Source organism: Streptomyces sp. R33 (assembly GCF_041200175.1).
GTDB classification, from domain to species: domain Bacteria; phylum Actinomycetota; class Actinomycetes; order Streptomycetales; family Streptomycetaceae; genus Streptomyces; species Streptomyces katrae_B.
In genome coordinates this window covers 4,213,937-4,227,620 of the sequence record NZ_CP165727.1, presented here as the reverse complement: position 1 = coordinate 4,227,620, position 13,684 = coordinate 4,213,937, and the positions used below count along the sequence as shown (strand labels likewise).

Here is a 13,684-nt window from a genome sequence, read left to right as displayed (position 1 = left end):
AAGGGTTCCGCCCCAGGTTCTGCGCAGCCCTTCGCGGAGGGTGTTCGGCGCACTACGCTGGCCGGATCGGCGACAACGACTGATCGGAGCCCGCGTGGCCTGTGACCTGTGGCTGGTCCCCCTTGTCGACGTGCTGTGCCACAGCCCCGACAACCCCTTCGCGGAAGAGATCGCCTCGTACGACAAGGCGCTGGGCGAGGCGGGGCTGCCGTCCGTGCCCGTGTTCGCGTACATGCCGGGTCTGAGCGGGGACGTGGCCCCCGTCGCCGGCTTCGACTACGACGCCCTGCACTTCCTGCGGCGGGCGTACCTGCTGCAGATCTGCGGGCTGCCGGTGACGCCGGTGGACGAGCTGGGCGGGGACTACGAGCAGCTGCTGGAGATGTTCGAGCCCACGGCGCAGCAGTCGCATCTGGTGTGGCACTACGACCACGCAGGGGCGTACGTGCCGGTGGACTTTGCGGTTCCGCTGGCGAACGAGGAGCTGTTGGCCGGGGGCGGGCCGCTGGGGTCGGCGCAGGGGCTGCTGCGGGAGCTGATGGTGGTGGCGCCGGCGATCGGGATCGACCCGGGGAATCCGCCGGTGGCGCCGGTGGCGCCGGGGCGGGCCACGTCGCTGGAGGAGCCGGCGGGGCCGATTCCTTACGACGAGAGTCCCTTTGCGCGGGAGCGGCACGTCTGGCTGGGGCTGCATGCGGCTGCGACGCGGAGCCTGGGGCAGGGCTCGATGATCATCTTCAGCTGAGCGCCCATGCCGGCGGGGCGGGGGGTGCCGGGTTCCGCTGCGCGGGGCCTTCTCCCCCCGCCCTTTCTCCGTATCCGGGGGCAGGGCCCCGGACCCCGGGTCCGGGTGCGGCGCCGTTGCGGGGGCGCTGCCACGGGGGTCCGGGGGCGCTGCCCCCGGACCCCCGCGCCTCAAACGCCGGCGGGGCTGGATTGGCGTCAGCGGGGCTGTTCCGGGGGGCGTTGGCGGGGCATGTTGGGGCGGGTGCCCGGGGGGAGGGGGAAGCGGGTCGGGGGGAGGCCGGCATCGGCCCGGGACGACGGGGCGCCGAGCGACTGCATGACCAGCGGCGCCGGACCCGAGGAGAACTCCACCATCCACTCCGCGGTCTCGGACCGCACCAGCTCCGTCACGTCCTCCGAGAAGCGGCGCAGCACGGTGAGGCACCGCTCCGCCGCCTCGCTCGCCGTGCCCTCCGTGGGGCCCAGGACCTCCCGTACGTTCTCCGAGGCCCAGTCGAACTGGAGCGTCTGGAGACGGCGCTGCACCGCCTGCGCCGTGGCGACGTCCCGCATCCAGCCCGACGTCAGGCCGAAGAACCGGTCGCAGGCCAGGCACGCCGCGGCCAGCAGCAGCGAGAGGTAGCCGTACGGCATCGCGCCCGGAGCGGACCCCGTGAGCGCCAGCAGCGGCATCGAGGCACCGGCGATCGCCCCCGCCGCCGCGCCGACCCGCAGGATCCGTGCGCCCCGGCGCTTCCACGCGCGGTCGGACAAGTACCACTCCGCGGTGCGCAGCGCATCGGCCTCGACCCGCCGGTAGAGCTCGTCCAGCCGCTCGGCCGGCTCGCCCCAGTCCCCGAGGGGGAACGGTCCGCCGGTCAGATCGCCCGCCGCCATCGGTCCGCTGCCCTCCTCCCGGGAGTCCCGGGGCTCCCGGGGATCCCGGGGTGGCCCCTCGGGCTGCATCTCCGGCTGGCTCACCCGGCACTCCCTCTGCCTGCGCTGACGTGTGGTGGTGCGCGTGTGCGCAATGATGCGCATGCTCTTCCTACCTTCGAATGGCGGCCGATGGGCGACGAATCCCCGGTTTTCCGCCCGCAAGGAGGTCTCCATCAGGTACGCGCACGCCCCGTCTCTCACTCGAAAGAGTTGGTCCTCACGGCGTAGGGCGCGCCGCGCGGGGAGCACGTAGGCTCGGATTGACCAAGCTGACCCAGTCTTGGACCGACGTGACGGAGTGAGTGACCTGTGATTCCCGGTGGTGGCCAGCCCAACATGCAGCAGCTGCTCCAGCAGGCCCAGAAGATGCAGCAGGACCTCGCCGCAGCGCAGGAAGCCCTTGCGCAGGCCGAGGTCGAGGGCCAGGCCGGCGGCGGCCTGGTGAAGGCGACCGTCACCGGTTCCGGTGAGCTGCGTGCGCTGGTGATCGACCCGAAGGCGGTGGACCCGGAAGACACCGAAACCCTTGCCGACCTCGTCGTCGCGGCGGTCCAGGCGGCCAACGAGAACGCCCAGGCGCTGCAGCAGGAGAAGCTGGGCCCGCTGGCCCAGGGCCTGGGCGGCGGCAGCGGCATCCCCGGCCTCCCGTTCTAGTCCCTCCATCCCACCCCTACCGAAAGAAGGCAGTCCGTGTACGAAGGCGTGGTCCAGGACCTGATCGACGAACTGGGCAGGCTGCCCGGCGTCGGGCCCAAGAGCGCGCAGCGGATCGCCTTCCACATCCTGCAGGCCGAGCCCACCGACGTCCGCCGCCTCGCGCACGCGCTGCTCGAGGTGAAGGACAAGGTCCGGTTCTGCGCCGTGTGCGGGAACGTGGCGCAGGAGGAGCGGTGCAACATCTGCCGCGATCCGCGCCGCGACACCACGGTCATCTGCGTGGTCGAGGAGCCGAAGGACGTCGTCGCGATCGAGCGGACCCGCGAGTTCCGGGGCAGGTACCACGTCCTCGGTGGCGCGATCAGCCCGATCGAGGGCGTCGGACCGGACGACCTGCGCATCCGCGAGCTGCTGGCGCGCCTGGCGGACGGCGAGGTGACCGAGCTGATCCTCGCCACCGACCCGAACCTGGAGGGCGAGGCGACCGCCACCTACCTCGCCCGCATGATCAAGCCCATGGGCCTGAAGGTCACCCGCCTGGCCAGCGGGCTCCCCGTCGGGGGAGATCTGGAGTACGCGGACGAGGTCACGCTCGGGCGGGCCTTTGAAGGAAGGCGACTTCTCGATGTCTGACGCAACGCTGCACGCCTTGGGCCAGGATCCGGACGACTTCGCCGTCCAGATCGCGGACCAGATCGAGTCGTTCATCGTCGCGGTCACCGAGGTGGCCAAGGGCGAGGACCCGGACAGCGCGGTGCCCTTCCTCCTGCTGGAGGTGTCCCAGCTGCTGCTGGCGGGCGGCCGGCTGGGCGCGTACCAGGACGTCCTGCCCGACGAGCGCTACGAGCCCGACCTCGGCCCGGAGCCGGACGTGGAGGAGCTGCGGGAGCGGTTCGCGTACATGCTGGAGCCGGTCGACGTGTACTCCGAGGTCTTCGACCCCTACGAGCCGCGCAAGGCCCCGGTCGCGCACCGGATCTCCGACGATCTGGCCGACGTGGTGGCGGACCTGCGGCACGGGCTGGGGCACTACCGCGCGGGCCGGACGACCGAGGCGCTGTGGTGGTGGCAGTTCTCCTACTTCACCAACTGGGGCCCGACGGCCTCGGCCACCCTGCGGGCCCTGCAGTCGCTGGTGGCGCACGTACGCCTGAACCAGCCGCTGGAGGCCCTGGACGGACTGGACACCGACGAGGACCTGGCCGAGGACGATCTCGCCGAGCAGGCCGGACGGGTGATGGCCGAGGAAATCGGTGCACGGCTGGGCGTGCACGGGAAGTAGGGAACCCGGCGGGCAGGCGGGGAACCCGGACTTTGATCTGTTCGTCTCATGATGTGGTACGAAGCGGTCGGATCGCGGCCGCTCGTTACACTGCACCAGCAATGAGACGGACTGAGCGAGGAGCGCACGTGGGCCTTGTCGTGCAGAAGTACGGAGGCTCCTCCGTAGCCGATGCCGAAGGCATCAAGCGCGTCGCCAAGCGGATCGTGGATGCCAAGAAGAACGGCCACCAGGTGGTCGTCGTGGTTTCCGCGATGGGCGACACGACGGACGAGCTGATCGATCTCGCCGAGCAGGTATCCCCGATGCCTGCCGGGCGCGAATTCGACATGCTGCTGACCGCCGGAGAGCGTATCTCCATGGCCCTGCTGGCCATGGCGATCAAAAACCTGGGCCACGAGGCCCAGTCGTTCACCGGCAGCCAGGCAGGCGTCATCACCGACTCGGTCCACAACAAAGCGCGCATCATCGATGTCACGCCGGGCCGGATCCGCACTGCGCTGGACGAGGGCAACATCGCCATCGTCGCCGGCTTCCAGGGCGTGTCGGCGGACAGCAAGGACATCACCACCCTCGGCCGTGGCGGCTCGGACACGACCGCCGTCGCGCTCGCCGCGGCGCTGGACGCCGAGGTCTGCGAGATCTACACCGACGTCGACGGCGTCTTCACCGCGGACCCCCGCGTCGTGAAGAAGGCCCGGAAGATCGACTGGATCTCCTCCGAGGACATGCTGGAGCTCGCCGCCTCCGGTTCCAAGGTGCTTCTGCACCGCTGTGTCGAGTACGCACGCCGATACAACATCCCGATCCACGTCCGCTCGTCCTTCTCGGGACTGCCGGGCACCTGGGTCAGCAACGAGAATCCGCAAGGGGACGAGCAGGTGGAGCACGCCATCATCTCCGGAGTCGCTCACGACGTCTCCGAAGCCAAGATCACGGTCGTCGGCGTCCCGGACAAGCCGGGCGAGGCCGCGGCGATCTTCCGCGCCATCGCGGACGCCGAGATCAACATCGACATGATCGTGCAGAACGTGTCCGCTGCGTCCACGGGTCTGACGGACATCTCCTTCACCCTCCCCAAGGCCGAGGGCCACAAGGCCATCGAGGCCCTGGAGAAGGCGAAGGGCAAGATCGGCTTCGACTCCCTGCGCTACGACGACCAGATCGGCAAGATCTCCCTGGTCGGCGCGGGCATGAAGACGAACCCGGGCGTCACCGCCTCGTTCTTCCAGGCGCTGTCCGACGCGGGCGTGAACATCGAGCTGATCTCGACCTCCGAGATCCGCATCTCGGTCGTGACCCGCCAGGACGACGTCAACGAGGCCGTCCGCGCCGTGCACACGGCCTTCGGCCTCGACTCCGACAGCGACGAGGCCGTCGTCTACGGAGGCACCGGACGATGACCACGACCCGGTCGACCCCGGCTCCGGCGCTCGCCGTGGTCGGGGCGACCGGAGCAGTCGGCTCCGTGGTGCTCCAGATCCTGTCCCAGCGGGCGGACGTCTGGGGCGACATACGCCTGATCGCCTCCCCGCGCTCGGCCGGCCGCACGCTGGCCGTGCGCGGCGAGGAGAGCGAGGTGCTCGCCCTCACCGAGGACGCCTTCGACGGCTTCGGGCAGGGCGACGTGGTGCTGTTCCTGACCCCGGCCGAGGTCTCGGCACGCTGGGCCCCCGTCGTCGTCACGCGCGGGGCCGTCGCCGTCGACCAGTCCGCGGCCTTCCGGGAGGACCCGGAGGTGCCGCTCGTGGTGCCCGAGGTCAATGCGCAGAACGTACGGACGCGGCCGCGCGGGATCGTCGCGAGCCCGGACTGCGTCACCGCCTCGATGATCGCGGCCCTGGGCGCGCTGCACGCCGAGTACGCGCTGGCCGACCTGACCGTGTCCTCGTACCAGGCCGCGAGCGCGGCCGGCCGGGCCGGCTCCGAGGCGCTGCGCCGCCAGCTGTCGCTCGTCGCCGGGACCTCCCTGGGGGAGCAGACCGGGGACGTGCGCCGCGCCGTGGGCGAGGACGCAGGCCCCTTCGCGGCTCCGCTCGCCCTGAACGTGGTCCCGTGGTCCGGCGAGCTGCGGGACGGCGGCTGGTCCTCGCACGAGCTGGCCGTACGGGCACAGACCCGCCGGGTCCTGCACCTGGACGCGCTGCCGGTGGCGGTGACCTGCGTACAGGTGCCGGTGCTGACCGGGCACTCGCTGAGCGTCCGGGCGCGGTTCGAGGCCGAGGTGGACGCCTCCCGCGCCCGGGAGGTCCTGGAGGCCGCGCCCGGCGTGGTCGTCGTGGACGACCCGGCGGCGGGGGAGTTCCCGACTCCGGTGGACGCGGCGGGGACGGATCCGGCGTGGGTGGGGCGGCTGCGGGCCTCGCTCGACGATCCGCGCTCCCTGGAGTTCTTCGTGTGCGCCGACAATCTCCGCAACGGTGCCGCCCTGAATGCCACTCAGATCGCGGAACTGATCGCTGGTGAATTCGCGTAATTCACTTTGTAGGATCAGTGCTGATCCCTTGATCAAGGTGATGGCCTGACTGCCGCCTGGAGACGGGCAGGGCAATCGGGAAGAGCGGGTACGCATGAGGGCAAGAGGGATTTTGCTGGTGAGGCTGCCTCGCGCGTACAACCCTGGTGGGGGGACGCGTGTCCAACTGGCGTGGCAGAGGCACTTCTCGACTTCGCCGTCGTACCGGCGCGCAGCGCAATCAGTGCGCCGCGCCGGCGTCTCCGTGTGCCCGCGTCCGGCGGCTACCCGGTGATCGTTCCCGTCCCGCAGTCCGCGGTGCCGCCGCTCGCCGCACCCTCCGCCGTACCGATCCGGGGCGGCCGCGTGCCCGCGCCCCGCGATAGCGCGGAGGCCGCGGGGAGCGGGGAGGAGGCGTCCGCCCCCACCGAGCAGGCCGCTGCCGCGGCGGTCGCGGCCGAGGCGGTCGCCGCCGAGCCGGCCGTCGTCGCCGGCACCACGGTCGACCACCTCACCGAGACCTACCAGGCCCACTACCGCTCGCTGCTCGGCCTGGCCGCGCTGCTCCTCGACGACACCGCCTCCTGCGAGGACGTCGTCCAGGAGGCGTTCATCCGCGTCCACTCGGCCCGCAACCGGGTTCGCGATCGGGACAAGACACTGGCGTATCTGCGCCAGACCGTCGTCAACCTCTCGCGCTCCGCGCTGCGCCGCCGCATCCTCGGCCTGAAGCTGCTCTCGAAGCCGATGCCGGACATGGCCAGTGCCGAAGAGGGCGCGTACGACCAGCTGGAACGGGACGATCTCATCAAGGCGATGCGCGGACTCCAGCGGCGTCAGCGCGAGGTGCTGGTGCTGCGGTACTTCGCGGACATGACGGAGGCCCAGGTCGCGGAGACGCTCGGCGTCTCGCTCGGCTCGGTCAAGGCGTACGGATCGCGGGGCATTGCCGCGCTGCGGGTGGCGATGGAGGCTGCGCAGTCATGATGGACGACCACACCCCGCCGGGCGGGGCGGGCGAGGAGCAGGCGCTGCGGAGCCTGCTGCGCGGGGCCGTTGAGGGACTGGAGCCCTCCGAGGGCGCGCTCGAGCGGCTGCGGTACGCCGTCCCCGTGCGCAGGACCCGCAAGCGGCAGGCCCTCGTCGGGGCGGCGGCGGCCGTGCTGCTGGCCGGGACGGCGATCCCGGCGGCGCTGCACCTGCACATCACCGGCGGCGAGGGCAGCGCGGCCGACCACTCCGCCATGGCCGGGCACGGCGAGGAGCCCGGCGCCACGGCGGGCGGCAGCACCTCCGACCCGCACCAGAACGGCCCGGGATCCCCGTCCAAGTCCGCCGAGGCCGCCGGCAAGGGCGTGGAGACGGGCGGCGCCGGCGTGCACCAGGACCAGGAGTACGGCGGGTCCCCGACCGGCGGCGGTACGGAAGGCCCGGCCACCGCGGGAGCCTCGGCGGGCGCCTCGGCCGGCACCGGCCCGATGCCCCCGGCGGCGGCGACCGGACTGCCCGGGTGCAGCGCGGAGCAGCTCGGCGTGCAGGGCAGCGCCAAGGCCCCGGAGGCCGACGGCAAGGTGTACGGCAGCTTCAAGGTCACCAACGTCTCGGCGCGCGGCTGCACCGTCGTCGGCCCGGACACCGTGACCGCGGCTTCGGTGACGGCCTCGGCGCCCGGCCAGGGCTCGGGGGTCAGCGTGGTCGGCCACACGGCGGGGGATCCGGCGGCCGGGCTGCCCGATCCGTCGGCGGAGACGCCGCTGCTGCTGCTCCAGCCGCACACGGCGTACGAGGTCCGCTTCGCGTGGGTGCCCTCGGCGCAGTCCTGCCCGGCGGCCTCGCCCGACCCGGGCCCCAAGCCCCCGGTGGACGGCGCCCAGGACACCGGGCAGCGCGCCCCGGACACCGCCGCGGCGGCCGGCCCGGAGCCGGACACCGGCCGTACCGCCCCGGACACCGGGGTGGAGGTGACCCACACGCCGAACACGGCGCTGCCGGGGGCGCCGACCACGCAGACGAAGATCCCCGCGGCGTGCGGGGGGACGGTCTACCGGACGGGCGTCATTCCGCTGGACGCGCCGAAGCCCTAGCGGGGGCGGGCTCCGTCGAACGCTCGGCAGGCTCCGGCAGCAGCCCCGCCTCGGCGTCGCGCAGGGTCTCCACCTCGCGCCGGTAGAGCCGGAACCACATGAACAGCACGAAGGCGGCGAAGACGAACCACTCGCCGGTGTAGCCGAGGTTCTGGAAGGCCTTCAGGTCGAGTCCGGTGTTGCTCGGCGCCTGCGCGGGCACCGGGGTCAGCCCGTCCGCCGGGGTCTGCACCGTCAGCCAGGCGTCGTACAGCCCGTACGGCACGAGGTTGACCAGCGAGGCCGCCCCGATCACCCCGAGCTGCCCGGCCGGGAGTCCGCCCGAGGCGTACACGCCCTTGCTGCCTGCGCTCTCCGAGGCCTGGAGCGCGCCCGTCACCTCGACCCGCCCGGTCGGGGCGGCCGGAGCCCGGGCCGCGTCCGCCGCGCCCGGCAGCCAGCCCCGGACCACGGGGACGGCCTTGCCGGTGTCGGTCCGCAGCAGGGTCAGCACGTAGAAGCCGGACTTCCCGTCGAGCCGGCGCTCGGGGACCAGCAGCTGGTCGGCGTACTCGCCGGACACGGAGGCGAGCCGTCCGGAGGTCTTCTTGTCCACCGGGAGCAGGGAGTCCAGCGGCGCGGCCGCCTGGTCGGCGGGGCGTGCCCCTGCCGCCTCCTTGTGACTGTCGACGCGGTCCTCGAACCGGCCGAGCTGCCAGGTCCCCATGAAAAGGCAGACGGGGACGGCGAGCGCGACGAAGACGTTGATCCCCCACCACCGCGGGGTCAGGAGAAACCGGTGCACCCCACCACCGTACGGGGGGTGCACCGGATCACCGGGGCCGGGGCCGGGTCACGCCTTACCGCGGCAGGTGCTTCTGCACGAACTCCAGCTCCATCCGGACCTGCTTGATCCGCTCCTCCACGACGAGCGAGCCGTGCCCGGCGTCGTACCGGTACACCTCGTGCACCGCCCCGCGCGCCGCCAGCCGGTCGACGTAGTTCTCGATCTGCCGGATCGGGCAGCGCGGGTCGTTGACGCCCGCCGCGATGTGGACGGGGGCCTTCACCGCGTCGACGTACGTGAGCGGGGAGGACGCCTCGAAGCGGTCCGGGACCTCCTCCGGCGTGCCGCCGAAGAGGGTGCGGTCCAGGGACTTCAGCGCCTCCATCTCGTCGTGGTACGCCGTGACGTAGTCGGCGACGGGCACGGCGGCCAGGCCCACGGCCCAGGCCTCGGGCTGCACGCCCAGGCCCAGCAGGGCCAGGTAGCCGCCCCAGGAGCCGCCGGAGAGCACCAGGCGCGCCGGGTCGGCGAGGCCGGAGGCCACCGCCCACTCCCGGACGGCCGTGATGTCCTCGAGCTCGATCAGGCCGACGCGGTGCTTGAGGGCGTCGGTCCACTCGCGGCCGTAGCCCGTCGAGCCCCGGTAGTTGACCCGGACCACCGCGAAGCCGTGGTCCAGCCAGGCCGCCGGGGTCGCCGCGAAGGAGTCGCTGTCGTGGTGGGTGGGGCCGCCGTGCACCTCGAAGATCGTCGGGAAGGGGCCGTCGCCGTGGCCCACGGGCCGCTGCGCCAGGGCGTGGATCCGCCCGCCGGGGCCGTCCACCCACACGTCCTCCACCGGCACCGAGCCGGGCGGCCGGAACCCCGGCGGGTCCAGGACGACCCCGCCCGCCGTGGAGCGTACGGAAGCGGGCTCGGCCGCCGAGGACCACTGGTACTCGACCGTGCCGTCGGGCCGGGCCGTCGCACCCGAGACCGTGCCGGGCGGGGTCTCCACCCGGGCGAGCTCCTGCGCGGCCAGGTCGTAGCGCCAGAGCTCGCTGCGCGCCTCGAAGCTGTGCGCGATCAGCAGTGCGGAGCCGTCCGGGTACCACTCGGCGCTCACGTCGCCCGGCAGCTCGATCGCCAGGTCCTGCTCGGCGCCGGTGGCCACGTCCCAGACCATCGGCTCCCAGCGGCCGCGCCGCTGGTGGCCGACCAGCAGCCTGGTGTCGCCGGCGACCGGCGCGAAGCCGAGCACCTCCAGGCCCAGCTCCACCGTGCCGCCGCGGGAGTCGTCGAGCTCGGCGACCGTGGCGCCGTCGAGGGTGACCACGCGCAGGGCCGAGTGCATGGCGTCCCCGTGCTCGGTGTGCTCGATCGCGATCAGGGTGCCGTCGCGGGAGAGGTCGCCGACGCCGGCCGACTCCCGGTGCCGGTAGATCACCACGGGCTCGGCGGCGTCCGGACGCACCACGTGGATGGTCGAACCGTCCTCGTCGGTGGAGCGGCCGACGACCGAGGTCCCGTCGCGCCCGATGGCGAGCCCGCCGGGGTACGAGGGCTCCAGCCCGGGGGTGGCCGGCTCGTCGGGGCCGCCCGCGAAGGGCTGGCGCACCCAGGTGCCGAACTCGTCGCCGTCGGTGTCGGAGAACCACCAGATCCACTCGCCGTCGGGCGAGAGGGTTCCGTCGGTGGTCCCGTTGGGGCGGTCGGTGGCCTGCCGCTGCGTGCCGGTGGCGCGGTCCCAGGCGTAGAGCTCGTAGGTCCCGGTGGCGTTCGAGACGAAGAGAGAGCGGTCCGGTGCGTCCTCGGCCCAGTCGGGCAACCCGACGCGCGGCGCCCGGAAGCGCTTCTCCCAGTCCGGCATGGCCGTGTTGTCAGTCATACCCCCCATGTAACCCGATTGGCACTGTCGGATGGTCGTGAAGGGCCGGAGGCGGCAGCGTGGGCGGGGTCCCACCCAGCCGTTTTCCAGTGAGGAGCGATCATGGCGAAGAAGCGCAAGGAGTCGACTCAGGAGAACCTTCGGTCGTCGGAGTCCGGGACCCCGCAGAAGCCGGCGCAGCTGATCGAGGACGTCCGACAGGCCCAGACGGAGGCCATGAAGGAAGACCGGATGCGCGAGCAGCGCCGTAAGGGCGGGCGCGGCTGACCCTGGCCCCCGCCCCGGATGCCGCCTCCTGCGAACGGGGGGACAGTGGAGGGCGTAGGCCCTCCGGCGTGTCCCGAGGAGGAGTGATCATGGCCAGGAAGGCTCGTACCGGCACGGCGCAGGCGGCGGAGCGCGCGCACGAGCGGGCGAAGAACACGGCGGCCGAGGCGCGCGCCAAAGCCGCGGTCAGAGACGTGCAGTCCGTCGCGGCGAAGACGAGGGGCATGCAGCAGAAGGCCCAGGCCAAGCGCGGCTGAGCCGCTGCCGTTGCCGATTCACCGGTCGTGGCCTGTGGTTTCCCCGGAAACCACGGGCCACGGTCGTAGGGTGGCCGCATGCGGATGATCGTCCGGGGCGCCCGGCTGCTGCACAGTGACGGCCTGTACGACGTCGAGGTCGCCGAGGACGGCCGGATCGCGCGGGTGGTCCCGTACGACGACCAGAAGGAGCCGCCGGCCACCGGCGTGCTGATCGAGGCGCACGGCGGACTGCTGTCGCCGCCCTTCGTCGAGCCGCACATCCACCTGGACACGGCCCTGACCGCGGGCGAGCCGCGCCCGAACGCCTCCGGGACGCTGTGGGAGGGCATCGCCTGCTGGAGCGAGCGCAAGCAGACCCTGACCCGCGAGGACGTCGTCGCCCGGGCGACGGAGGTGCTGCGCTGGCAGGCGGCCCAGGGGGTGCTGCACGTACGGACGCACTGCGACGTCACCGACCCGGGGCTGACCGCGCTGGACGCGCTGCTGGAGGTCCGCGACCGGGTCCGGGAGTTCCTGACCCTGCAGATCGTCGCCTTCCCGCAGGAGGGCATCGTCTCCTTCCCGGACGGCGAGGCGCTGCTGCGCGAGGCCGTCGCACGCGGGGCCGACGTCGTCGGGGCGATCCCGCACTTCGAGGACACCCGCGAGGACGGAGTGGCGTCGCTGGGCATCGCCTTCGCCGTGGCCGAGGAGCGCGGGCTGCGCGTGGACGCCCACTGCGACGAGATCGACGACGAGCAGTCCCGGTTCGTGGAGGTGCTGGCCGCGCTCGCGCTGCGCACCGGGCTGCGGGAGCGGGCGACGGCCTCGCACACGACGGCGATGGGCTCCTACGGCGGCGCGTACAGCTTCAAACTCCAGCGGCTGCTGTCGCGCTCCGGGATCAACCTGGTCTCCAACCCGTTCGCGAACCTCAACCTCCAGGGGCGTTTCGACGGCTACCCCCGCAGGCGCGGCCTCACCCAGGTCAAGGAGATGCTGGCCGCCGGAGTCAACGTGGCCTTCGGCCACGACGACGTGATGGACCCGTGGAACGCGCTCGGCACCGGCAACCCGCTCCAGACCGCCCTCGTCGGGCTGTACGCGGCGCAGCTCACGGGAGCGGAGGAGATCCCGGTGGCCTTCGAGATGGTGACGGAGCGTGCGGCGCGGGTGCTGGGCCTGTCCGGGGCGGAGTACGGCATCGCGGAGGGCGCGCCCGCCTCCTTCGTGCTGCTGCCGGCCGAGACCCCCGCCGAGGCGCTCCGCCGCCAGGTCCGGCCGCGGTACGTCGTCTCGCACGGGACGGTCCTCGCCGAGACGCGGCCGGCGCCGACCCGGCTGAACTGGCCGGGGGAGCCTCCGTCGGAGGTCGACTTCCGCCGGTCGTAGGCCCGCGCCCCCGCCGGCGGTAGCCTGCGCGCATGTCGTGGGACTCGTGGGACGAGGACGGAACACCGCACCCGCTCGCGCTGCGCCGCACCGGCCGCAGCGAGCAGGAGCCGGACCGGCTGCCCGAGGTCCGGGAGCTGGAGGTGCTCGGCTGGGAGCCCGCGCCCGAGGACATGCTGTGGGTGTTCCTCCCGTACGTGTGGCCGCCGGCGGCCCGGACCTGGATCCCGGACCGCTCCACGCACTGGGCGGTGGAGACCCGGCTGGACGGCCACGGGCACATCACCGCCGTGGAGGCCGCCCCGCTCGCCGAGCGCGACCTGCACGACCTCGACTGGGAGGCGGAGGAGGTGCTCACGGAGCTCGGCCTCCCGCACCGGCCGCCGGGCCGCCTGTGGCTGCTGCGCCCGCCCGGCTCCCTCCCCACGGTCGGGGCGGTCCTCGACCACCTCCGGGCGGTGGCGGAGGAACGCGGGGTGGAGGTCCGGGCCTCGGCCGAGTTCCTCGCGCTGACCCGGGCCGAACTCGCCGCCCTGGCCGCCGGATCCGGGAGCGGCACGTAAGGGCTGTCCCGTGATCCCCGGCGGGCGCAGGGATCACGGGACAGCCCTTAGGCCTGGATCGCATCGCCTGCTGATTTCGCCCGCGGAATCCTCGCCACCGGTGGCGAGAACCTGCGCGCGTCCGTGCGCCGCCCGTGCCTGCGCGGGGCCCGCCGCGGCGCCGCCGCAGCGGCCGCGGCGGAGCCGTTTTCCACCGTGCGCCCGCGGATTGCGGCGGGTCGTGGGGCCCGTACCGCATTCCTGATGTTGTCCTTACAGACCTCATGGCGCCTGCCGTGTAAAGTCCAATTCTCGCCACGAGTTGCTTCTGGACGAGGCTGAAGAAGCGTCAATATGCTGGCCTGCAAGGAAGTTCAAGAGTTGTGTAATGTGACTGACGTCGCATCATTCGGACTGCCGCGGCGTTAACGATCATTGCTAGAGTCCAAAAATGGCCAGCCGATTTTT

The 13,684-nt window shown here is 72.6% G+C and carries 15 protein-coding genes; 12 read left to right on the top strand and 3 right to left on the bottom strand.

Going from position 1 to position 13,684, the window contains the following annotated elements; translation table 11 throughout:
• Positions 1 to 94: 94 nt before the first annotated feature.
• Positions 95 to 745: a hypothetical protein gene (locus AB5J51_RS19280; protein ID WP_133897356.1), complete on the top strand. Its 651-nt coding sequence runs from the start codon at positions 95 to 97 to the stop codon at positions 743 to 745.
• A gap of 197 nt (positions 746 to 942) precedes the next feature.
• Here the strand turns inward: AB5J51_RS19280 and AB5J51_RS19275 are convergent, their stop codons facing one another.
• Positions 943 to 1,707 carry an SLATT domain-containing protein gene (locus AB5J51_RS19275; RefSeq protein WP_133897355.1) on the bottom strand — a complete coding sequence of 255 codons (765 nt, stop codon included), beginning with the start codon at positions 1,705 to 1,707 and terminating at the stop codon, positions 943 to 945.
• 267 nt (positions 1,708 to 1,974) lie between these two features.
• Here AB5J51_RS19275 and AB5J51_RS19270 point away from each other — a divergent pair, with 267 nt between their 5' ends.
• From AB5J51_RS19270 to AB5J51_RS19240, 7 genes are all read left to right on the top strand, one after another.
• Entirely contained in the window at positions 1,975 to 2,319 is a 345-nt protein-coding gene (locus tag AB5J51_RS19270) for a YbaB/EbfC family nucleoid-associated protein (RefSeq protein WP_078987490.1), read from the top strand.
• 36 nt (positions 2,320 to 2,355) lie between these two features.
• Complete coding sequence (gene recR / locus AB5J51_RS19265) at positions 2,356 to 2,955, top strand: recombination mediator RecR (protein WP_030152816.1); 600 nt, start codon at positions 2,356 to 2,358, stop codon at positions 2,953 to 2,955.
• Positions 2,948 to 3,604 (top strand): DUF5063 domain-containing protein, encoded by a 657-nt coding sequence (locus tag AB5J51_RS19260; protein WP_133897354.1) that lies wholly within the window; start codon positions 2,948 to 2,950, stop codon positions 3,602 to 3,604. Before recR ends, AB5J51_RS19260 begins: the two co-directional genes overlap by 8 nt.
• A 128-nt stretch (positions 3,605 to 3,732) precedes the next feature.
• The gene (locus AB5J51_RS19255; protein ID WP_030299221.1) at positions 3,733 to 5,007 is read left to right on the top strand and encodes an aspartate kinase; all 1,275 of its coding nucleotides are present in this window, start codon (positions 3,733 to 3,735) and stop codon (positions 5,005 to 5,007) included.
• Positions 5,004 to 6,080: an aspartate-semialdehyde dehydrogenase gene (locus AB5J51_RS19250; RefSeq protein WP_369778145.1), complete on the top strand. Its 1,077-nt coding sequence runs from the start codon at positions 5,004 to 5,006 to the stop codon at positions 6,078 to 6,080. Before AB5J51_RS19255 ends, AB5J51_RS19250 begins: the two co-directional genes overlap by 4 nt.
• Positions 6,081 to 6,251: 171 nt before the next feature.
• A complete protein-coding gene (locus AB5J51_RS19245; RefSeq protein WP_369778144.1) occupies positions 6,252 to 7,046 on the top strand; it encodes a SigE family RNA polymerase sigma factor in 795 nt (264 codons plus the stop codon).
• Positions 7,043 to 8,143, top strand: coding sequence for a hypothetical protein (locus AB5J51_RS19240; protein ID WP_133897351.1), 1,101 nt, complete (start codon positions 7,043 to 7,045; stop codon positions 8,141 to 8,143). The genes AB5J51_RS19245 and AB5J51_RS19240 overlap by 4 nt, the downstream gene beginning before the upstream one ends.
• Here the strand turns inward: AB5J51_RS19240 and AB5J51_RS19235 are convergent.
• On the bottom strand, positions 8,115 to 8,927 hold the full coding sequence (locus AB5J51_RS19235; RefSeq protein ID WP_369778143.1) for an SURF1 family protein: 813 nt from the start codon (positions 8,925 to 8,927) through the stop codon (positions 8,115 to 8,117). The genes AB5J51_RS19240 and AB5J51_RS19235 overlap by 29 nt on opposite strands.
• 55 nt (positions 8,928 to 8,982) lie before the next feature.
• A complete protein-coding gene (locus AB5J51_RS19230; protein ID WP_136224696.1) occupies positions 8,983 to 10,776 on the bottom strand; it encodes a prolyl oligopeptidase family serine peptidase in 1,794 nt (597 codons plus the stop codon).
• Positions 10,777 to 10,878: 102 nt separating this feature from the next.
• Between AB5J51_RS19230 and AB5J51_RS19225 the strand changes: the two genes are divergently transcribed.
• The 4 genes from AB5J51_RS19225 to AB5J51_RS19210 all read left to right on the top strand — a co-directional run bounded on the left by AB5J51_RS19225 (position 10,879) and on the right by AB5J51_RS19210 (position 13,237).
• On the top strand, positions 10,879 to 11,043 hold the full coding sequence (locus AB5J51_RS19225) for a hypothetical protein (RefSeq protein ID WP_159047224.1): 165 nt from the start codon (positions 10,879 to 10,881) through the stop codon (positions 11,041 to 11,043).
• 89 nt (positions 11,044 to 11,132) lie between these two features.
• A complete protein-coding gene (locus AB5J51_RS19220) occupies positions 11,133 to 11,300 on the top strand; it encodes a hypothetical protein (protein ID WP_158710036.1) in 168 nt (55 codons plus the stop codon).
• Between the two features lie 78 nt (positions 11,301 to 11,378).
• Positions 11,379 to 12,674: a cytosine deaminase gene (gene codA, locus AB5J51_RS19215; protein WP_279592238.1), complete on the top strand. Its 1,296-nt coding sequence runs from the start codon at positions 11,379 to 11,381 to the stop codon at positions 12,672 to 12,674.
• A 32-nt stretch (positions 12,675 to 12,706) separates the two neighbouring features.
• Positions 12,707 to 13,237: a DUF5956 family protein gene (locus AB5J51_RS19210; RefSeq protein ID WP_053787787.1), complete on the top strand. Its 531-nt coding sequence runs from the start codon at positions 12,707 to 12,709 to the stop codon at positions 13,235 to 13,237.
• Positions 13,238 to 13,684: the final 447 nt, after the last annotated feature.

Coding starts and splice junctions, on each gene's coding strand:
- AB5J51_RS19230 (WP_136224696.1), bottom strand. CDS start 10,776: ATGACTGACAACACGGCCATGCCGGACTGGGAGAAGCGCTTCCGGGCG.
- AB5J51_RS19240 (WP_133897351.1), top strand. CDS start 7,043: ATGATGGACGACCACACCCCGCCGGGCGGGGCGGGCGAGGAGCAGGCG.
- AB5J51_RS19220 (WP_158710036.1), top strand. CDS start 11,133: ATGGCCAGGAAGGCTCGTACCGGCACGGCGCAGGCGGCGGAGCGCGCG.
- codA (WP_279592238.1), top strand. CDS start 11,379: ATGCGGATGATCGTCCGGGGCGCCCGGCTGCTGCACAGTGACGGCCTG.
- AB5J51_RS19225 (WP_159047224.1), top strand. CDS start 10,879: ATGGCGAAGAAGCGCAAGGAGTCGACTCAGGAGAACCTTCGGTCGTCG.
- AB5J51_RS19250 (WP_369778145.1), top strand. CDS start 5,004: ATGACCACGACCCGGTCGACCCCGGCTCCGGCGCTCGCCGTGGTCGGG.
- AB5J51_RS19210 (WP_053787787.1), top strand. CDS start 12,707: ATGTCGTGGGACTCGTGGGACGAGGACGGAACACCGCACCCGCTCGCG.
- AB5J51_RS19260 (WP_133897354.1), top strand. CDS start 2,948: ATGTCTGACGCAACGCTGCACGCCTTGGGCCAGGATCCGGACGACTTC.